This window comes from Streptomyces sp. NPDC002870 (assembly GCF_042888505.1).
GTDB lineage: Bacteria > Actinomycetota > Actinomycetes > Streptomycetales > Streptomycetaceae > Streptomyces.
In genome coordinates, this window is the sequence record NZ_JBIAPW010000020.1 from 42,046 (window position 1) to 61,579 (window position 19,534).

General features: G+C 69.6%; 20 protein-coding genes. 9 read left to right on the plus strand and 11 right to left on the minus strand.

Annotated features, from left to right (window positions below):
* The first annotated feature begins 8 nt into the window (after positions 1-8).
* Positions 9-443, plus strand: a complete 435-nt coding sequence (locus tag ACFYWY_RS23445; RefSeq protein ID WP_389189918.1) for a YchJ family protein — start codon at positions 9-11, stop codon at positions 441-443.
* Positions 444-495: 52 nt separating this feature from the next.
* Here the strand turns inward: ACFYWY_RS23445 and ACFYWY_RS23450 are convergent, their stop codons facing one another.
* Together ACFYWY_RS23450 and ACFYWY_RS23455 are read right to left on the minus strand one after the other, a co-directional pair.
* Positions 496-753 (minus strand): hypothetical protein, encoded by a 258-nt coding sequence (locus ACFYWY_RS23450; protein WP_389189920.1) that lies wholly within the window; start codon positions 751-753, stop codon positions 496-498.
* Between the two features lie 469 nt (positions 754-1,222).
* Positions 1,223-2,284 (minus strand): ATP-dependent DNA ligase, encoded by a 1,062-nt coding sequence (locus tag ACFYWY_RS23455; RefSeq protein ID WP_389189922.1) that lies wholly within the window; start codon positions 2,282-2,284, stop codon positions 1,223-1,225.
* Positions 2,285-2,339: 55 nt separating this feature from the next.
* Between ACFYWY_RS23455 and ligD the strand changes: the two genes are divergently transcribed.
* Entirely contained in the window at positions 2,340-3,353 is a 1,014-nt protein-coding gene (gene ligD, locus ACFYWY_RS23460) for a non-homologous end-joining DNA ligase (protein ID WP_389189924.1), read from the plus strand.
* 47 nt (positions 3,354-3,400) lie between these two features.
* On the opposite strand, the gene ACFYWY_RS23465 is transcribed toward ligD, so the two are convergent.
* Together ACFYWY_RS23465 and ACFYWY_RS23470 are read right to left on the minus strand one after the other, a co-directional pair.
* Complete coding sequence (locus tag ACFYWY_RS23465; protein WP_389190030.1) at positions 3,401-5,545, minus strand: OmpL47-type beta-barrel domain-containing protein; 2,145 nt, start codon at positions 5,543-5,545, stop codon at positions 3,401-3,403.
* Between the two features lie 56 nt (positions 5,546-5,601).
* Positions 5,602-8,085: a ThuA domain-containing protein gene (locus ACFYWY_RS23470; protein WP_389189926.1), complete on the minus strand. Its 2,484-nt coding sequence runs from the start codon at positions 8,083-8,085 to the stop codon at positions 5,602-5,604.
* Positions 8,086-8,282: 197 nt separating this feature from the next.
* Between ACFYWY_RS23470 and ACFYWY_RS23475 the strand changes: the two genes are divergently transcribed.
* The 4 genes from ACFYWY_RS23475 to ACFYWY_RS23490 all read left to right on the plus strand — a co-directional run bounded on the left by ACFYWY_RS23475 (position 8,283) and on the right by ACFYWY_RS23490 (position 10,850).
* Positions 8,283-9,278, plus strand: a complete 996-nt coding sequence (locus tag ACFYWY_RS23475; protein ID WP_389189928.1) for a multicopper oxidase domain-containing protein — start codon at positions 8,283-8,285, stop codon at positions 9,276-9,278.
* Positions 9,279-9,410: 132 nt separating this feature from the next.
* Positions 9,411-10,205 carry a VOC family protein gene (locus tag ACFYWY_RS23480; RefSeq protein WP_389189930.1) on the plus strand — a complete coding sequence of 265 codons (795 nt, stop codon included), beginning with the start codon at positions 9,411-9,413 and terminating at the stop codon, positions 10,203-10,205.
* Between the two features lie 88 nt (positions 10,206-10,293).
* Complete coding sequence (locus ACFYWY_RS23485; RefSeq protein WP_389189932.1) at positions 10,294-10,539, plus strand: WhiB family transcriptional regulator; 246 nt, start codon at positions 10,294-10,296, stop codon at positions 10,537-10,539.
* A 143-nt stretch (positions 10,540-10,682) separates the two neighbouring features.
* On the plus strand, positions 10,683-10,850 hold the full coding sequence (locus tag ACFYWY_RS23490; protein WP_389189934.1) for a hypothetical protein: 168 nt from the start codon (positions 10,683-10,685) through the stop codon (positions 10,848-10,850).
* Between the two features lie 53 nt (positions 10,851-10,903).
* Here the strand turns inward: ACFYWY_RS23490 and ACFYWY_RS23495 are convergent, their stop codons facing one another.
* The 4 genes from ACFYWY_RS23495 to ACFYWY_RS23510 all read right to left on the minus strand — a co-directional run bounded on the left by ACFYWY_RS23495 (position 10,904) and on the right by ACFYWY_RS23510 (position 15,260).
* Entirely contained in the window at positions 10,904-11,878 is a 975-nt protein-coding gene (locus ACFYWY_RS23495) for an acyl-ACP desaturase (RefSeq protein ID WP_389189936.1), read from the minus strand.
* Between the two features lie 118 nt (positions 11,879-11,996).
* Complete coding sequence (ddaH, locus tag ACFYWY_RS23500) at positions 11,997-12,773, minus strand: dimethylargininase (protein ID WP_389189938.1); 777 nt, start codon at positions 12,771-12,773, stop codon at positions 11,997-11,999.
* A 106-nt stretch (positions 12,774-12,879) separates the two neighbouring features.
* Positions 12,880-14,523 (minus strand): ABC-F family ATP-binding cassette domain-containing protein, encoded by a 1,644-nt coding sequence (locus ACFYWY_RS23505; RefSeq protein ID WP_389189940.1) that lies wholly within the window; start codon positions 14,521-14,523, stop codon positions 12,880-12,882.
* 380 nt (positions 14,524-14,903) lie between these two features.
* Entirely contained in the window at positions 14,904-15,260 is a 357-nt protein-coding gene (locus ACFYWY_RS23510; protein WP_389189942.1) for a DoxX family protein, read from the minus strand.
* Between the two features lie 107 nt (positions 15,261-15,367).
* Between ACFYWY_RS23510 and ACFYWY_RS23515 the strand changes: the two genes are divergently transcribed.
* Positions 15,368-16,303 (plus strand): LysR family transcriptional regulator, encoded by a 936-nt coding sequence (locus ACFYWY_RS23515; RefSeq protein WP_389189944.1) that lies wholly within the window; start codon positions 15,368-15,370, stop codon positions 16,301-16,303.
* Between the two features lie 14 nt (positions 16,304-16,317).
* Here the strand turns inward: ACFYWY_RS23515 and ACFYWY_RS23520 are convergent, their stop codons facing one another.
* A complete protein-coding gene (locus tag ACFYWY_RS23520; protein WP_389189946.1) occupies positions 16,318-16,734 on the minus strand; it encodes an SsgA family sporulation/cell division regulator in 417 nt (138 codons plus the stop codon).
* A 98-nt stretch (positions 16,735-16,832) separates the two neighbouring features.
* Positions 16,833-17,237, minus strand: a complete 405-nt coding sequence (locus ACFYWY_RS23525) for a (4Fe-4S)-binding protein (RefSeq protein WP_389189948.1) — start codon at positions 17,235-17,237, stop codon at positions 16,833-16,835.
* A gap of 74 nt (positions 17,238-17,311) precedes the next feature.
* Between ACFYWY_RS23525 and ACFYWY_RS23530 the strand changes: the two genes are divergently transcribed.
* Positions 17,312-18,409: a WD40/YVTN/BNR-like repeat-containing protein gene (locus ACFYWY_RS23530; protein ID WP_389189950.1), complete on the plus strand. Its 1,098-nt coding sequence runs from the start codon at positions 17,312-17,314 to the stop codon at positions 18,407-18,409.
* Between the two features lie 30 nt (positions 18,410-18,439).
* Here the strand turns inward: ACFYWY_RS23530 and ACFYWY_RS23535 are convergent, their stop codons facing one another.
* Positions 18,440-18,739: a YciI family protein gene (locus ACFYWY_RS23535; RefSeq protein WP_389189952.1), complete on the minus strand. Its 300-nt coding sequence runs from the start codon at positions 18,737-18,739 to the stop codon at positions 18,440-18,442.
* A 56-nt stretch (positions 18,740-18,795) separates the two neighbouring features.
* On the opposite strand from ACFYWY_RS23535, the gene ACFYWY_RS23540 reads away from it, so the two are divergent.
* A complete protein-coding gene (locus tag ACFYWY_RS23540) occupies positions 18,796-19,488 on the plus strand; it encodes an endonuclease V (protein ID WP_389189954.1) in 693 nt (230 codons plus the stop codon).
* Positions 19,489-19,534: the final 46 nt, after the last annotated feature.

A 19,534-nucleotide genomic window follows, 5' to 3' on the forward strand; every position in this document is an offset into this window, starting at 1 on the left:
ATGGACCCATGTCCCGACGCAGCTCCCGCTTCGGGCGCGGCCACGCGCCCGCCCTCACCGACGCCTCGCCCTGCCCCTGTGGGCTGCCCGCCGCCTACGGCGAGTGCTGCGGCCGCTTCCACTCGGGCGAGCACGCAGCCCCCACCGCCGAGCTGCTGATGCGCTCCCGCTACAGCGCCTTCGTCGCCCAGGACGCTGCGTATCTGCTGCGCACCTGGCACCCGGCGACCCGGCCGCCGCACCTCGAAATCGACCCCGGCATGCACTGGAAAGGGCTGGAGATCCTCGAGACCACCGACGGCAGCCCCTTCCACTCCTCCGGAACAGTCACCTTCCGCGTCCGCTACCGGCACCACGGCAAGCGTGGCGAACTCCACGAGCGCAGCAGCTTCGAACGGCACGGCGGCGCCTGGGTGTACGTCGACGGTGTCTTCCTGGAGTGACCGGGGGACCCGGCTGGAGTGACCGGGGACCCCGGCCGCACGATGGAGCCGGTCAGCGGGCGCGGCCCGGCTTGAGGATCAGCAGCGGGTTGTAGGCGGCCAGCACCTTGTTGGCCAGGGCCAGCGCGGACAGCGCGTGCTCCCGGTCCGCCCGGTCCTCGGCGCACAGCGGGTCGCGGAACCGGTACACCTCACGCGCGGCGCACTCGGCGTCGATCTCCGCCTGCAGCACGTGGATCGGCATGCAGGACCCGATCAGCGCTGCGACGCCATCGGGAATCGGTACGGGGATCAGGGGCGACGCGGTCACATGTAGTCCTTCTCTGCTTCTGTGTCAGGCGCCGGCGGTCGGCGGCCACCCCTCCATACGTACCGGACGAGCTTCCGCGTTCGTCGGCGGGGATGTCTCTGTGCGGCAACCGTTTCGGATCACCCGTTGAGCAGGTGCTGAGGTCCCGTCAAGTCCCCGCCCGCGAGCCGCGGACAGGAGCCGACCATGCGCGTACGCAAGGATCTGAAGAGGGCGAAACAGCGCAGCGATCTCGCCGGTCGCATCCCGGTCGACAGCGTCAGGGACAACAGCGCCGACCGCCTCCGGCAGCACCGCCGACATACCTTACGCGAACACGGGCCACGACCCCGAATCGGCCGCTGCGAGGCGCCGAGGGCCGTGACGGACAGTGGCGCAACCGTCACCGCCACCGCATTCGCGGCCGAATTGACCGCCGTCGCAAAGGGCTTGATCGCCAAGGGCCACCGGCGGCCGGGCCCTGTTCGCCTCAGGGAGCCAGCACCTCTGAGAGGTCGTACCGCACCGGCTCCTCCAGCTGCGTATAGGTGCAGTCGGCGGGCTCGCGGTCCGGACGCCAGCGGCGGAACTGGGCGGTGTGCCGGAACCGGTCGCCCTCCATGTGGTCGTAGGCCACCTCGACCACCCGCTCGGGCCGCAGCGCCACCCATGAAAGGTCCTTCTTGCCCGTCCAGCGGCTCTGCGCGCCGGGCAGCCGGGCGCTCTCATGGGCGGTCTCGTCCGTCCACGCCGCCCAGGGGTGGCCGGCGGGGGGATCCATCCGCAGCGGCTCCAGCTCCTCGATCAGCTCCTCGCGCCGCTTCATGGAGAAGGCGGCACAGACGCCGACGTGCTGGAGCGCGCCCGAGGCGTCGTACAGGCCGAGGAGCAGCGAGCCGACGACGGGGCCGCTCTTGTGGAAGCGGTAGCCGGCGACGACCGCGTCCGCCGTGCGTTCGTGCTTGATCTTGAACATCAGGCGGGCATCGGGCCGGTACGGCAGGTCCAGCGGCTTGGCGATGATCCCGTCGAGTCCCGCGCCCTCGTACCGCTCGAACCACTCCTGCGCCAGCGCGGCGTCGGTGGTGGCGGGCGCGAGATGCACGGGCGCCCGCGCGCCGGCGAGCGCGTCGGCGAGCAGGGCGCGGCGCTCGGCGAGCGGAGTGTCGAGCAGGGACACGTCACCCAGGGCGAGCAGATCGAAGGCCACGAAGCTGGCGGGGGTCTGCTCGGCGAGCAGCTTCACCCGGGACGCGGCCGGGTGGATGCGCTCCGTGAGCCGGTCGAAGTCGAGGCGTCCCTCGTGGGCGATGACGATCTCGCCGTCGATCACACAGCGGTCGGGAAGGTTGGCCGGCAGTTCGGCGGCCAGCTCGGGGAAGTAGCGGGTGAGCGGCTTGCCGGTCCTGGAGCCGATGACCACCTCGTCGCCGTCCACGTGGACGATCGCCCGGAAGCCGTCCCATTTGGCCTCGTACTGCATGCCCGGCGGGATCTTCTTCACGGGCTTGGCCAGCATCGGCTTCACGGGTGGCATCACGGGCAGATCCATGCTCCAGATTCTGCACGATATGCGGCATATCCGCGCTCGGCCTACCGTGGCGCACATGGGTGCAGCGGTGGAGCTGGAAGCCGGCGGGCGTGCCGTGCGGCTGTCCAGTCCGGACAAGGTCTACTTTCCCGAGCGCGGTTTCACCAAGCTGGACGTGGCCCGCTACTACCTGGCCGTGGGGGAGGGGATCACCCGCGCCCTGCGCAACCGCCCCACCACCCTTGAGCGCTACCCCGAGGGCATCGGCGGCGAGTCCTTCTTCCAGAAGCGCGCCCCCAAGAACCTCCCCGACTGGATTCCCACGGCCCACATCTCCTTCCCCAGCGGCCGCTCGGCGGACGAGATCTGCCCCACCGAGGTCGCGGCCGTCATCTGGGCGGCGAACCTCGGCTGTCTGACCTTCCACCCCTGGCCGGTACGGCGGGACGGCGTCGACCACCCCGACGAGCTGCGCATCGACCTGGACCCGCAGCCCGGCACCGACTTCGCCGACGCGGTCAGGGCCGCGCACGAGCTGCGCGTCGTTCTCGACGAGCACGGACTGCGCGGCTGGCCCAAGACTTCGGGCGGTCGTGGTCTCCATGTGTTCGTGCCGATCGAACCGCGCTGGGACTTCACCCGGGTACGGCGCGCGGCCATCGCCGTCGGGCGTGAACTGGAACGGCGTATGGAGGGCAGGGTGACCACCGCCTGGTGGAAGGAGGAGCGCGGCGCGCGGATCTTCGTCGACTACAACCAGACCGCCCGCGACCGCACCATCGCCTCCGCCTACTCCGTGCGCCCCCGCCCGCAGGCGCCGGTCTCGGCGCCACTGCGCTGGGACGAGATCGACGATGTCTCGCCGCTCGACTTCGACATCGCGACCATGCCCGCGCGCTATGCCGAACTGGGCGATGTGCACGCGGACATGGACGACCACGCCTTCTCCCTGGACAGCCTGCTGGAACTGGCCACGAAGGACGAGCGCGACCACGGTCTCGGCGACCTGCCGTACCCGCCGGACTATCCCAAGATGCCGGGCGAGCCGAAGCGTGTGCAGCCGAGCCGCGCGAAGAAACCCCCTTCCTAGGCGCGGGAAGAGGGCTTCTTCGGTCAAGGGTCCGGCAGGGTCCGGTGCTAGAGCTCCTTGACCCGGATGTCGCGGTACGAGATCACATCCGTGGTGCCGTGGACCTGGAGCCCGATGTAGCCGGAGGCGTACCGCCGGCCGTCCGTGCCCGGGTCGTCGCCACGCGGCGGGACGAACTCCTGGCCGCCGGTGTTGTCGAACTCATTGATCAGGACGCCGTTGCGGTAGATCGAGTAGTGCTGGTCGACCACCCGGATCTCGTAGTCGTTCCAGGTGCCCTTCGGCGTCACACCCGCACCGCCCAGCCCCACCCGGTCGAAACCGTAGACCGAGCCGGTCTTGTACATGTCGCCGTCCGGCCGGTCCAGAACCTGCACCTCGTGGCCGTACTTGATGGCGACCCACTCCGGACGCGGTTCCTCGGGGTTGTCGTGGACGTACGGGAAGCGCACGAAGACACCGCTGTTGGCGTTGCCGGAGCCGGGCGCGTCGTCCCGCCACTGGAGCTTCAGCGAGAAGTCCCCGTACTGCCGCTGCGGGAACCACAGCATGCCGAGGCCACCCTTGCTGGTGCCGCTGGTCATCGAACCGTCGGCGCCCAGACCGAACGAACCGCCGCCCACATGCTGCCACTTGGCGAAGCTCGCCTGCGTGCCGTCGAACAGATGGCGGTAGCCCGTGTTCTGGCCCGGCTTGCCGATGCCGGACTGCTTGGCCGCCCGGTAGATCTTCTTGTGCTCGCGCTGGTCGATGACGCCGTCAGCGAGGAGCTTGTCGAGCACCTTGTCCACGTGCTTGAGGAACAGCGCGTGCGAGGACCAGTCCTTCTCGTCCTCGATCAGCTCGTTGATGGTGCAGCGGCTGCGTGTGATGCGGTTGGGCACACCCGTGTCGACCGTGCCGACGATCACCGTCAACCGTTCGTCGAACTCTGGGCAGTTGGGCGCCGGCACCCCGCCGCCCTCCGCGATCGTGAACGACACCCGCTGCGCCTGGGAGGTGTTGCCCGCCTTGTCGGTCGCCCGGTGCAGCACGGTGTGGAAGCCCACCCGGTCGACGATGACGGGAGAGGCATAGGCGAGGTACGGGCCGCCGTCGAGGGAGTACTCGACCTTGTCGACCCCCGAGTCCGCGTCGGTGGCGGTGAGTGTCACCTTGGCGCTGGTGATGTATGCGCCGTCGGAGTTCTTCTCACCGCTCACCCCGGCCGAGGTCACCGGCGGGGTCTTGTCCTCGGCGGGCGGCGTGACGACCGTGAAGTCCACGGCCTTCTCCGCGGCCGCGTTCCCGGCCTTGTCGGTCGCCTTGTAGCGGACCTTGTGCGTGCCCGCCTCGTGCACCATCACCGGGGCGGTGTACGGCTGCCAGGCGCCGGCCGCACCGATCGCGTACTCGATGGTGTTGACGCCCGAGCCGGTGTCGGACGCGGTCACGGTGACCGTGGCCATCCGGAGATACCGGCCCTGCTCGTCCTTCTCGCCGCTGACCGTCGCCGAGGTCTCCGGCGGTGTCCTGTCGTCGGTCGGCGGCGCGACGACCGTGAAGTCGACCGCCTTCTCCGCGGCGACGTTCCCCGCCTTGTCGCCGGCCCGGTAGCGGATCTTGTGGGTGCCGACCTGGTTCACCACGACCGGCGCGGTGTACGCCTGCCAGGGGCCGTCCGCCCCGACCGCGTACTCGATCCTGTCCACGCCCGATCCCGCGTCGGTCGCCGACACGGTCACGGTGGCCTGGCCGACGTATGCGCCCTCAGCGTTCTTGTCGCCGTCGACCTTCGCGGTCGTGTCGGGCGCGGTGGTGTCCTCGCCGCCGCCTTCTGTGACGGTCAGGATCCCCTGCATGGAGCCGTGGCCGGGAATGGTGCAGTGGAAGCGGTACCGGCCGGGGGCCAGCGTGACCTCGGCGGTGTGCTTGCCGCCCTGGTCGTCATTGGGATTGGCGAGGATGTTCAGCGGTACGTCGTGGTTGTACTCGGGATCGGAGACGTCGAAGGTCAGCGTGTGCGGCATACCGCTGGTGTTGCCGGTCGCCTTGCTGTTCTCGAACACGATCGTCGTCTTCCCCGCCACCGCGGTGGTGGGGAAGGAGAGATAGCGGTCGATCGGATCGCCGGCCGTCCAGGTGAGGACCTGGTCGGCGAGCCGGTCGTCGCTCTGGCCGTACGCGACCGCGGACGTCAGCCCCAGGACCATCGTCACCGCGGCCAGCAGGGCCGTCCAGAAACTCGCCGTTCTGTGTCTCAGGTGTCTCACTGTGCTGCCTTCCGTGCCAGCTTGTCGGCGGACGGTGTGAGCTCGCCGCCCTTGTACGTCACGTGCCACAGCGCCGACTTGGAGTCGGAGGTGAAGAATCCGCGCCCGTAGTCCAGGACGTACAGCGAGCCGTCCGGCGCGAACTTCCAGTCCATGAGGTTGCGAATGCCGCTCGCCCCCACCGGGATGATCTTCTTCAGGGATTCGGCGTGCACCGGGATGCCGCCCTTGCCCACGGTCTTCGGGTCGGTGAGCACCGCGTGCCGCGGCTGGTCGCCGTCGTAGAAGTCACCGACGAACCACTTGCCGTCCCAGTACGACGGCCACTTGTCCTTGCTGGTGCTCGCCGCGTCGTAGCGGTAGACCGGACCGTTCATGGTCGCCTGGCCGCCGCCCTTGAGCCACGGCAGCAGCAGCTTCTGCTCCTCCGCCTTGTAGCTCGGGATGCCGTTGGCGTCGCGCGGATAGTCCACGCCGCCGCCCTGCGGCGAGTACCAGATGGTGTTGGAGGTGATCGGCGGCAGATTCACCAGGCCGTCGTTGTTGGGCGACTCGTTCTTCGGGGCGTCGCAGTTGTACCAGCCGAGCGGCTTGCTCGGATCGGGCAGATTGCGGTCGCGGTAGGGCTGCTTGTTGCCCATGCAGTACGGCCAGCCGTGGTTGCCCGGCTTGGTGATGGCGGAGAACGTGTCGTACTTGGCCGGACCCCAGGTCGTCGACGGTGCGCCGGCGTCCGGGCCGACCCAGCCCGCGTAGAGGATGTCCGTCGACTTGTCGATGAAGATACGCGCCGGGTTGCGCACGCCCATCACATAGATCTCGCCGCGGGTCTTGCCGCCGCCCTCGTCCGGTTCGGCGCCGGTGAAGAGGTTGCCTGCCGGGAGCGTGTACGTCCCGTCGTCCTCGGGGTGGATCCGCAGGATCTTGCCGTTGAGGTTGTTGGTGTTGCCCGCGGTGCGGCGGGCGTCGGCGAAGGAAACGCCCTTGAAGTTCGGCTGGGGGTTGTTGCCGGAGTAACCGCCGCTGAAACCGGAGGAGTTGTTGTCACCGGTGGCGATATAGAGATTCTGCTGCGAGTCCCAGGCCATACCGCCGCCCGCGTGGCAGCAACTGTGGATCTGCACCGGCCACTTGAGCAGCACCTTCTCGCTCGCCAGGTCCAGCTTGCCGGTGGCCGGGTCGAGCGTGAAGCGGGAGACCCGGCGTTCGGCCATATGCGTGTCCCTGTTGATCCCGGAGTGCGGTGTGTAGTGCAGATACACCCAGCCGTTGGTCATGAAGCCGGGATCCAGCTCGATGCCGAGCAGGCCCTCCTCGACCTTGATCAGCTCATCGCCGCCGCCCTTGTTGCCGAAGACGGTGAGGGACCCGGCGAGGGTCACCTTCCTGGTCTTCGGGTCGTAGACATGGACTTCGCCCTGGCCCTTGCCCATGTCGGGGTTGTTCCAGTCGGTCACGACGGGCTTGCTGGAGTCGGCGCCGCCGCGTCCGATGTAGAGGACCCGGCCGTCGGGGGCGGTGACCAGGCCGTGCGGCTCGCCGATCTGGTCGTTCTGCCCCGGCTGGTTGGGCTGGGTGACGCGCTCGGCGGTGTAGTTGGCGTTGATGGTGGCCTTGCAGTCGGCGCGCGAGAGGCGGGTGGTCCAGGCGAGGGCGCCGCGCAGATGGTCGCGGAAGTCGGTCTCGGCGAAGCTGTCGGCCGTACCGCCCATGCCGGTGTAGAAGGAGCGGCCGCCGTCGTAGTCACGGCACCAGGAGACGGGATGGTCCCAGCCGTTGGCGCCGGCGCCGGGCTTGTACGAGTTCTCCTTGACGCGGGCCACGGTGTGCACGCTTCCGGACGGGTTCGCCGCCCAGTTGAACCACCTGTCGGGCCGCTTCCACTGGAGCGGAAGCGACTTGGTGGCCGGATGCTGACGGTCGCCGACCTCGACCGTCGCGCGCTGGATCGCGCTCGGGGCGCCGGTCGGCCGGGCGCCGATCAGCCCGGTGAACCATTCGGAGTACGGCTCGGTACGCGCCGCGTCATGGATGCCCAGGAAACCTCCGCCGGCCTCCAGATACGTCTCGAGCCCGGCCTCCTGCTCCGGGTCGAGCACATCGCCGCCGCCTGTCAGGAAGACGATCGCGTTGTACCTGCCGAGCTTGGTGGCATTGGTGAACACGGAGGCGTCGTCGGTGGCTTCGGTCTTGAACCGGCCCGCGGCAGGACCGGTCTGCCCGATGGTCTCGATCGCCGCGATACCGGCGTTGACGGTCGGGACCTCCTCGGTGGCGGAGGCGTGGAAGACGAGGACCCGCACATTCTGGCCGCCGGGAGGCGACGGCAGGGACAACGTTGTCGAAGGCGGCTCCGGATAGGGCCTGGCCGCGGCGACATCGCCGCCGCCGAGCAGGGACACGGTCAGTGCGCCGACCCCAAGGGCCGCCGCCAGTCCGCTTCTTCGGGATCTCGACCTGTGATGTGGTGCGCGCTTCATGTGGTCACGTACCCCTCTTTGGTCACAACGACAGCCTTGGAAACTAGACCCCTTTTCGTGGTTCGCCAATAGGTAAGACCGCAATGGCACGAACTTTGTCCTGGGTGTGGATAAACGAAGATCCCCCGGCTACCGTGTGGTCGTCCCCGGGGTCACTTGCGCCCCGTCAATCTCCGTACGGAACTGGGGAGTTCGGCATGGACAGACGGAGCTTCAACCGGCGGCTGCTGGCGGGGAGCGCGGTCGCGGCGACGGGTGTGACATCGTTGTCGCTGACTTCGGCCCCGAGCGCGACCGGCGCCACGTCGGCGGCGGGCGCACCGAAGACTGCCCCGGCCGGCGGCCGGATACGCCATCTCAAGCTGTACGCGGAGAAGTTGCCGGACGGTCAGATGGGCTACGGCCTGGAGAAGGGCAAGGCTTCGATCCCCGGCCCGCTGATCGAACTGGTCGAAGGCGACACCCTGCACATCGAGTTCGAGAACGCGATGGACGTGCCGGTGAGCCTGCACGCCCACGGTGTGGACTACGACATCGCCAACGACGGCACCAGGCTCAGCAAGAGCCATGTCGAACCCGGCGCCACCCGCACGTACACCTGGCGCACCCACATTCCGGGCAAACGCGCGGACGGCACCTGGCGCGCGGGCAGCGCGGGCTACTGGCACTACCACGACCATGTGGTGGGCACGGACCACGGCACGGGAGGCATCCGCAAGGGCCTCTACGGCCCGGTGGTGGTCCGCAGGAAGGGTGACATCCTCCCGGACAAGCAGTTCACCATCGTCTTCAACGACATGACGATCAACAACAAGCCTGCGAACGCGAGTCCCGACTTCCGGGCCACGGTGGGGGATCGCGTCGAGATCATCATGATCACGCACGGCGAGTACTACCACACGTTCCATATGCACGGTCACCGCTGGGCTGACAACAGGACAGGCCTGCTGGACGGCCCGGCCGACGTCAGCCGGGTGATCGACAACAAGATCACGGGCCCGGCGGACTCGTTCGGCTTCCAGATCATCGCCGGGGAGCACGTCGGGGCGGGGGCATGGATGTACCACTGCCATGTCCAGAGCCACTCGGACATGGGGATGGCGGGGCTGTTTCTGGTGGCGAAGCCGGACGGGACGATTCCCGGGTACGAGCCGCATCATCCGGATCACCCGGCGGCCGCCCACGACCACTAGGTCCGGCCGCGGGGGCTGTCGGACGTGGATGAATTCGGCCGCTGGAGGCGGGCGTGTACTGGATGCGCGGGTGCGGGATCGGTAGCAGACTCGGGGCCATCAGACAGCGGGATTCCCACGAAGGAGCGCACCATGCTCACCACCCGTTTTGTCACAGGTACTCCGAACTGGCTCGATCTCGGCACGCCCGACATCGAGGCGGCGAACGACTTTTACGGCGGCCTGTTCGGCTGGACCTTCCAGTCGGCGGGCCCCGAAGCGGGCGGCTACGGCATGTACCAGCTGGACGGCAAGACCGTCGCGGGCGGCATGACCGTCAGCCCCGAGCAGGGCGGTCCGGGCTGGACCGTCTACTTCCAGTCGCCCGACGCCGACGCCACGGCCAAGATGGTCGAGCAGGGCGGCGGTGCGGTGCTGTTCCAGCCGATGGACGTCTTCGACATGGGCCGCATGGCGGTCTTCACCGACCCGGCGGGCGCGGGCTTCGCGACCTGGCAGCCGGGGCGGATCAAGGGCCTGGACGTCGTCAACGACCCCAACACGCTTTGCTGGGCGGAGCTGTACACCGACGACCCGGCCGCGGGCCTCAACTTCTACAGCGGAGTCTTCGGCTGGGAGACATCGACGATGCCGCTGCCGGACGGTACGGGTTCGTACACGATGGTCAACCCGGCGGGCGCGGGCGCGGAGGCGATGTTCGGCGGAATCGTCGCACTGGCCGCGGACCCGGTGGAGACCGGCGGACCCTACTGGCTGCCGTACTTCGAGGTCGAGGACTGCGACGCGGCGGTGGCCAAAACGCACCGGATGGGCGGCAAGGTCAGGATGGTCCCGGTCGACATGGAGGGCGTGGGCCGCTTCGCCAAGCTGGCGGATCCGGCGGGCGCGCGCTTCGCGGTGATGCAAGGGGTGCAGTCGGAGGACTGACGCGGTTCTGGGGGCGATGGGCGAAAGGCGTGGGGTCGTTGATGCTTCATTGACCCGGCGTTTATCGGCACAGGGGAACGTGTCCCGCATGCCGATCAACACCACCACCGACCAAGAACTCTCCTGGCAGGAGACCGCACTGTGCGCCCAGGCGGGCCCGGAATTCTTCTTCCCGGCCCCTGGCTCATCGACACGCGAGGCGAAGCAGTTGTGCGGGGCGTGCGAGGGGCGAGTGGCGTGCCTGGAGTACGCGCTGACTCATGACGAGAGATTCGGGGTGTGGGGCGGGCTCTCGGAGAAGGAGCGGTACCGCCTCCAGCGGGCGCAGAACTGAGCCCGGCGGAGGTGGGGGAGGTGGGGCAGCGTCGTACTCCCCGCTGTCGTAGGCGCGTTGAGCACGCGCCTACGATCTGCTCGACGGCGGGCAGCGGACCGGCGACACCGGGACGCTGCTCGCCGCCGCCAGGCAGGTCGCCGATGCCGACGGCCACACGGAAGCTCTCCCCAGCTCTCCCCGCCGTCACGGCCGACGGCTCACACACCCACTGGACCGAGCCGTGGCGGGCACAGCCGCGAAAGCTGCGCCGCCATGCGGACGCAGACGTGCGCGATGCGGCCCTGGGCCGGGTGACGGCGTACGTATGACGGGTGACGGCGCACGTATGACCCGGAACGGCCGGAGGACCGGCCGGGGACGGTCAGCCGGCCGCTCGCGCCGCCATCCGCGCCTTGCGCGCCGCGAGCTTCTCGTCGAACTTGCTCGCCTCGGAGTCCAGCCCGCCCATGTACAGGCCGAGCTCCTCCTGCGCCTTGAGGCCCTCCGGGCCGAGACCGTCGATGTCCAGCACCTTGAGGAAGCGCAGCACCGGCTGGAGCACGTCGTCGTGGTGGATCCGCATGTTGTAGATCTCGCCGATCGCCATCTGCGCGGCGGCCCGCTCGAAGCCCGGCATGCCGTGTCCCGGCATCCGGAAGTTGACCACGACGTCACGCACGGCCTGCATCGTCAGATCGGGGGCGATCTCGAAGGCAGCGCCCAGCAGATTCCGGTAGAAGACCATGTGCAGGTTCTCGTCGGTCGCGATCCGCGCCAGCATCCGGTCGCAGACCGGGTCGCCCGACTGATGGCCGGTGTTGCGGTGCGAGACGCGCGTGGCGAGCTCCTGGAAGGCGACGTACGCCACCGAGTGCAGCATCGAGTGGCGGTTGTCGGACTCGAAGCCCTCCGCCATGTGCGCCATCCGGAACTCCTCGAGCTTGTCCGGGTCGACGGCGCGCGAGGTGAGCAGGTAGTCGCGCATCACGATGCCGTGCCGGCCCTCCTCCGCCGTCCAGCGGTGCACCCAGGTGCCCCAGGCGCCGTCGCGGCCGAAGAGGCTGGCGATCTCGTGGTGGTAGCTGGGGAGGTTGTCCTCGGTCAGCAGGTTCACGACCAGCGCGATCTTGCCGATGTCGGTGACCTTGGACTGCTCGGGCTCCCAGGCCTGGCCGTCCTCGAACAAGCCGGGGAAGTTGCGGCCGTCGCTGAAGGGCACGTACTCGTGCGGCATCCAGTCCTTGGCGACCTTGAGATGGCGGTTCAGTTCCTTCTCCACCACCTCTTCCAGCGCATACAGCAGCCGGGCGTCTGTCCACGCTTCCGAGCTGCCGAGGTGGGGAGAGGTGATCGTCACTGGTACTCCTGGAGGACGGGGGAGAGCTACCTACGTATTCGTAGGTTACGAAACCGTAGGTTAAAGGCGCAGTAAGCTGTCGGCCAAGCCCGCTTCCCGGATGTCCGGTTACATTCTGTTATGCGTACAGGTCACGGAGGCGTACGGAGAGGCAGGTCACGCAGCCTTCGAGCTTCTCGAACTCGCTGATGTCCACCGTCACGGGCTGGTAGCCGAGATCCGTGAACAGCTCCGCGGTCTTCGGCGCGCTCGCCGCCATCAGCAGCTTCCCGCCGCCGAGCAGCACCACATGCGCGCCCGACTCCTCCGGCACCGGGAGGTGGCGGGGGAAGACGGACGGGGTGTCGATCAGCGGCGGGTAGCCGATGACGGTGGAGTCCGGCAGGGCGGTCACGGCCGACTTCAGGTGCAGCACCTTGCTCACGGGCACGGCCACGACACGGGCGCCGAGCGGCTCGAAGGCGGCGCGCAGCTGCTGCACCCCCGCCGCGTTCGTCCGGCCGCCGCGGCCCACGTAGATCGTGTCGCCGATCTTCAGGACGTCGCCGCCGTCGAGGGTGCCCGGCTCCCACACCCAGTTCACCGAGCAGCCGAGACGGGCGAGGGTCTCCTCGACGGCCGTCGTCTCCGGCCTGCGGGACTCCGCGCCCGGGCGGGCGATCAGCGCGACATTGCGGAACACCACCACCGTGTCCTCGATGAAGACGCTGTCCGGGCAGTCGTCGGCCGGCTCCGTCTCGACGGTCTGCCAACCGTGCTCACGCAAGGTCTCGGCGTAGGTCTCCCATTGCTGGAGCGCCAGACCGGCGTCGACCGGGGAGCGCTCGATATGGGTGACCAGGCCCTCGGCGAGGCGCGGGCTGGGACGGCGGATCAGGGCTTTCCTGCTGGGCACGGGGGTTCTCCAGGGGGTGTCACGGTCCGGTCCGCCCATCATGACCCGCCGCCCTGGGGCGAAGGAATCCCACGGCGCGAGGCGCGTGGGAACGGGACCTGCACGTTCACGGCATCGGCAGCTCACCCTCCCGTACCTCGTCCGCGGTGATGTCACGGAGTTCGCCGTCCAGCAGCAGCCAGCGCGTGATGCCGATCGACTCCAGGAATGGCACATCGTGACTCACCACGATCAGCGCCCCCTCGTACGACTCCAGTGCCGCCGTCAGCCTCCGCACACTCGCCATGTCCAGGTTGTTCGTCGGCTCGTCGAGCATCAGCAGCTGCGGCGCAGGCTCGGCGAGGAGCAGTGCGGCGAGCGCCGCGCGGAACCGCTCGCCGCCCGACAGTGTCCCGACGAGCTGGTCGGCACGTGCGCCCCGGAACAGGAAGCGCGCGAGCCGCGCCCTGATCCGGTTGTTGGTGGCGTCCGGCGCGAACCGCGCCACGTTCTCCACCACGCTCAGCCCATCGTCGAGCACATCGAGCCGCTGCGGCAGAAAGCGCAGCGGGACCTCGGCCACCGCCTCGCCGGCCACCGGTGCCAGCTCGCCGGTGACCGTGCGCAGCAGAGTCGTCTTGCCCGCTCCATTGCGGCCGACCAGCGCGATCCGCTCGGGGCCGCGCACCTCGAACTCTCCCCTCACCTCGGCTCCGTAGCGCAGCCGCAGCTCCCGCAGCCGCAGTACGCCCCGGCCCGGATGGACCTTGGTGTGCGGCAGCTCGATACGGATCTCGTCGTCGTCCCTGACCGCGTCCACGGCCTCGTCGAGCCGCTCCTTCGCCTCGGCGAGCTTCTCCGTGTGCATGATGCGGTGCTTGCCCGCCGACTCCTGGGCCGCGCGTTTGCGCGCACCCATGACGATCTTCGGCTCACGCTTGGAGTCCCACATCTTCTGTCCGTACCGCTTACGGCGGGCCAACTTGACGTGGGCGTCGGTCAGTTCACGCTTCTGCCGCTGTACGTCGGCCTCGGCGACGCGCACCATGCGCTCCGCGGCTTCCTGTTCGACGGCGAGCGTCTCCTCGTACGCGGAGAAGCTGCCGCCGTACCACGTGACCTCCCCGTCGCGCAGATCGGCGATCTGGTCGACCAGCTCCAGCAGTTCACGGTCATGGCTGACCACGACCATCACGCCGGACCAGGCGGCAACGGCCTCGTACAGCCGTCTGCGCGCGTACAGATCGAGATTGTTGGTCGGCTCGTCGAGCAGCAGCACATCCGGCCTGGCCAGCAGCAGAGCGGCCAGCCGCAGCAGGACGCCCTCGCCGCCCGAGACCTCGCCGATGGCCCGGTCGAGGCCGATGTGGCCGAGCCCGAGCTGGCCGAGGGTGGCCTGCGCCCGCTCCTCGACGTCCCAGTCGTCGCCGACAGCCGTGAAGTGCTCCTCGCTCGGATCGCCCGCTTCGATGGCGTGCAGCGCGGCGCGCGTCCCGGCGATGCCCAGCACCTGGTCGACCCGCAGTGCGGTGTCGAGCACCAGGTTCTGCGGCAGGTAGCCGACCTCGCCCGTGGTGCGCACCGTTCCGCCCGTCGGCGTCAGATCACCGGCGATCAGCCTCAGCAGCGTTGACTTTCCTGACCCGTTGAGGCCGGTGAGGCCAGTTCTGCCCGGGCCGACGGCCAGTTGGAAGTCGTCGAGTACGCCGGTGCCGTCCGGCCAGGTGAAGGTGAGGGAGGAGCAGGTGATGTGAGTGGGGACAGTAGACATACGGGTCTCCCGGTTGCGTGGAAAAGGGTGTGGGCAACGGGTGGAGACACCGCAGTGCGGGCGACGGCGGCCGGGAGGAAGAGGGAAAGGGCCCGGTCGGGGAGGACGGCTCGAACGCCGAGGTCGCACGCGGAGCGCACAGCATGCTTGAAGAAGCTGTGACGCACGGTGTCTCAGGACCTCAGACGAGCAACGTCCTACTCCAATCGACGACGACAGAACCGCTGTACACCGTAGGAGCGGGCTGTGGCGGCGTCAACGAATTATTGTGAGCGGGCAAGGAGGCGTCGCCGTGCCCGATGGATGCCTGTCGCTTGCCGCCCGGCTCCGCCTTCTGTCCTGGGACACCGAGCGGATGACACTCACCTGGTGACGGCAGGTCACAAGGCGCCGTGGTGAGCCAAGCCCAGGGCCAGTACGGCGACGGCCAGCGAGAGGAATACGGCCGCGGCGCCGAGCCTGCGGTCGCCCACTCGCAGGTGTGCGCCCAGGGCGCCGATGAAGTACAGCACGAGGCCTGCCGCGGCGGCCGTTCCGATCAACGGCACAGCAAAGCCGATCAGCAGTCCGAGCGCGCCGGCTGCGAGGAGGGTGCCCAACGGGACCATCCACGACCGGGGCACACTCAGTCTGTCTGCAATCGCGACGATCGACTCGTGGTGGACGAAGTCCAGATATGCGCCGTAACCGAGGGCAGTCGCGGTCACGGCGGTGACCGTGGCGTACGCGGTGAACATGGATTCCTCCCGGGCCGAGAACAAGCCGAATGCGCCTTCTTTCTTGTCCTCCACCTTCCTCACGTCCGGCGTTGCGGGTCCAATACCTGCATCCATAACCTGGCGGCATGGATGTGGACACACGGCTGCTGCGGTACTTCGCTGCCGTCGCGCAGGAGGAGAACCTCACCCGCGCCGCGGAACGGCTGTTCGTGTCGCAGCCGGCGCTGACCAAGCAGATCAGGCAACTGGAGGCCCAGCTGGGCGTGGAGCTGTTCACTCGCTCCCGGGCCGGGATGGCTCTCACAGAACCAGGCCGTGCCCTGGCCGACGGGGTGCCCGGGCTGCTCGCCGACTGGGAGCTGGTGCTGCGGGAGACGAGGAGCGCGGCCGCCCGGGCCGCCCGCGTGCTGCGGGTCGGGTTCCTGGCCAGCGCCGCCAACGAGCTCACCCCGCAGATCATCGCCGCCTTCGTCCGCCGTCGGCCGGGCTGGCGGGTGGACATGCGGCAGTCACCCTGGTCCGACCCGACCGCCGGGCTCGGCGACGGGGATGTCGACGCCGCGCTGCTACGGCTGCCCTTCCCCGGCCAGGACGAGTTGCGCGTCGAGGTGCTGCTGACGGAGGCGCGGTGTGTCGTGCTGCCCAGCGCACACCCGCTGGCCGGACGGGACGAGATCCCGTTCCGGGAGCTGTGGGACGAGCCGTTCGTGGCCGCGCCGCCCGAGACCGGCCCGTGGCAGGAGTACTGGCTGGCCGCCGACGAACGCGAGGGTCGGCCTGCCCGCATCGGAACCGTCACAGAAAACCCCGACGAATGGCTGAACGCGATCGCCAACGGCTACGGCATCGCCCTCGCCCCCGAATCCGCCGCCCGCTTCTACCCCCGCCCCGGCATCGTCTACCGGGCCGTCACCGGCGTCAGCCCCAGCAGCGTCGGCATCGCCTGGGCGCCCTCTGCCGACACCAACCCGGTCATCCAGGACTTCGTCCGGTGCTGCCTGGACAACCGGCCGCCGCACCCGACGCGACGTGATGGGCCGCGGGGGTCGGCCCATGGGTAGCGGGACCTCAGAAGTCAGCAGGCGTCGCGCAGCAGCTCGGCCAGATTGTGGTCGAGATCCAGGTAGATGTGCTCACGGCCGGTGGGGACCAGGACCTGGACGCGCCTGAGGAAGCGGCGCAGCTCGCTGGTGCGGACATGCACCATCGCCACACCCTCCGGGGCGTGGAACTCCAGCACCGTGCGGTCGTAGCCGTAGGGCCTGACGCGTACGTCACCGACGCCGGCCGGAGCGTCGATGCCCGCCGCGAGCAGCTCGCGCGAGAACGCCCAGGACACTTCGTTGCCCTCCAGCGTCGCCGGGGGCGGGAAAGCCATCCGTACGGCGAAGGGATCCTCACGGTCGTAACGCAGCGTTACCGGAACAGACTCCATCTGGGGCGCGGAGGCGACCAGCCGGGCCTGCACGGCCTGCTCGATGACGGTGGACAAGGCCTGCTCCTTCTTGCATGGCTCGCTGACGTCTCCCTGACACCGGGAGAGACGACAGGCAGACTCAATCCGTGCATCGGGAGAGAGGGTGACGTGCGTCACCGCTCTGCGCAGGGCCCCGAATGGTCGCAATAGGGCTGATTGCCGCTCGCGCCGCAGCCGCACAGCGTCACCCGCGTCTCGTGCCGGTCGCCGTGCGCGGTGCGGATGTCGAGATCGCCGCGCATGACGAGTTGCCCGGCGAGGGTCGGGCCGACGGTGGTCGGCCGGTCGGGCTCCTCGGCGGGGCCGTCGGACAGCCGGTACTGCAGGGCGCCGGACGGGCAGCGGCGCACCACTTCGGCGACGCGGTCGGCGGCGGCGCCGTCGGGCTGCACCCACGGCCGCCGGTCGAGGTCGAAGACCTGCGGAAGACCTCGTACGCACTCGGCCGCGTGCAGACAGCGCCGCGGCTCGAAGGTGACGGTGGCCTCCCGGCCCTCGTACTCCTTGGGCTGGGACATGAGCCCAGCGTATGAACGCGGGCCACCGGCCGCACCCTGGACGGGGTCCGGCCGGTGGGCTAGCTTCCAGCGCCATGACGTCCATGGGGAAGACGAGACGAACGGTGTCGGTGGGACTGTGCGCGGCGGCGGTGGCCGCGGCGCTGGCCGCACCGGCGCAGGCGGCCGAGCAGACCGGTGGCGGTGTGGGCAGCGCGAAGGGGCCGAGCTGGAACGTGAAGGACACCGGCGCCGACGTACGGTTCAGGGGCCTCGCCGCCGTCAGCCGCAAGGCCGCCTGGGTCGCGGGCTCGAAGGGCACGGTGCTGCGCACCGCGGACGGCGGTCGCAGCTGGCGAAACGTCTCCCCGCCGGGGGCGGGCGGGCTGGAATTCCGCGACATCGAGGCGTTCGACGGCAGGCGCGCGGTGGTGCTGGCCATCGGGGAGGGCGAGGCGTCCCGGGTGTTCCGCACCGAGGACGGCGGGGCGAGCTGGACCGAGTCCTTCCGCAATACCGACCCGAAGGCCTTCTACGACTGCATCACCTTCTTCGACAGCCGGCACGGCCTCGCCATGAGCGACCCGGTGGACGGCAAGTACCGCATCCTGTCCACCGGCGACGGCGGTAAGTCGTGGAAGGTGCTGCCGAACGCCGGTATGCCGGCGGCGCTGCCGGGCGAGGCGGCCTTCGCCGCCAGCGGTCAGTGTCTGGTCAGCTCCGGACCGAAGGACGCCTGGCTGGCGACCGGCGGCGGCGCCACGGCGCGCGTGCTGCACTCCGCCGACCGCGGCCTGAACTGGACCGTCGCCGAATCGACCGTCCCGGCAGGGGATCCGGCGCGTGGGGTGTTCGGGCTCGCCTTCCGTGACCGTGCCCACGGCATCGCGGTCGGCGGCGACTACCGCGCCGGCCAGGCGTCTCCGAACGCCGGAGCGGTCAGCGGGGACGGCGGCCGCAGCTGGCAGCAGTCGAAGACACCGCCGCCGGCCTACCGTTCCGGCGTGGCCTGGCTGCCGCACAGCAGGTCGGCCGCGCTCGCGGTGGGACCGACCGGGACCGATCTGACGCTGGACGGCGGCCGCAGCTGGCGCACGGTCGACACCGGTTCGTACGACACGGTCGACTGCGCAGCCGACTTCGGCTGCTGGGCATCGGGCGAGAAGGGCCGCGTCGCCCGGCTGGAGTTCTAGGGCCGCGTCGCCCGGCTGGAGTTCTAGGCCCTACGAGGGCAACTGCTGCTTGTACGGGGCGAGTTCGGGCGCGGTCTTCGTCGCGATGAACTCCGTGATCCGGTACTCGCACACACCGCCGACCGTGAAGGGGTCGGCCGCCGCGATCTTCTCGATCCGCGCGCGGTCGTCCCCCACGGCCAGGATCACCCCGCCGTCGCGCGGGTTCTTGCGGCCCGACGCGATGAACACGCCCTCCTCGTACAGCGCGTCCAGCCAGGCCACATGTGCCTCGAGGAGCTCGTCGACGCGCTCGACCGGTGCCGTGTAGGTCAATTCCAGTACGAACATGATCGCCAGGTTACGTCACGTCGGCATCGAGCCGCGGTCGTAGGGTGGATGGCATCATGAAGATCATCGAGACGCCCGCCGACTGGCCCGCCGACGAGAGTGCGGCCCTGGCCGTCCAGGACGAGCTGCGCACGCGCGTCGTCCTGGACGAGCCGGGGCCCGAGCCGGGTACGGGCCTGGTGACCGGCGTCGACGTGGCGTACGACGACGAGCGCGATGTCGTCGCTGCGGCGGCCGTCGTACTGGACGCCGCGACGCTCACGGTCGTCGAGGAGGCCACCGCGGTGGGCAGGGTCGCCTTCCCCTACGTGCCCGGGCTGCTGGCCTTCCGGGAGATCCCGGCCGTGCTCGCCGCCCTGGAGTCCCTCACCCAGGACCCCGGTCTCGTCGTCTGCGACGGCTACGGCCGGGCGCACCCCCGCCGCTTCGGGCTCGCCAGCCATCTCGGCGTGCTGACCGGGCTGCCGGTGATCGGTGTCGCCAAGAACCCCTTCGCCTTCAGCTATGGCGAACTGGGGCCACGGCGCGGCGACTTCGCTGCGCTGCGCGCGGAGGACGGCGAGGAGGTCGGCCGGGCGCTGCGCACCCAGGACGGCGTCAAGCCGGTCTTCGTCTCCGTCGGCCACCGCACGACGCTCGACAACGCCTGCGCGCACACCCTCCGCCTCGCGCCCGGCTACCGGCTCCCCGAGAGCACGCGGCTGGCCGACCGGCTGTGCAGGCGTGCCCTGGCGGAGGCGACCGCGTAGGCGCCCCCGGCCATGGCAGCGAGTACCTGGGTACCTGCGCCTGCGG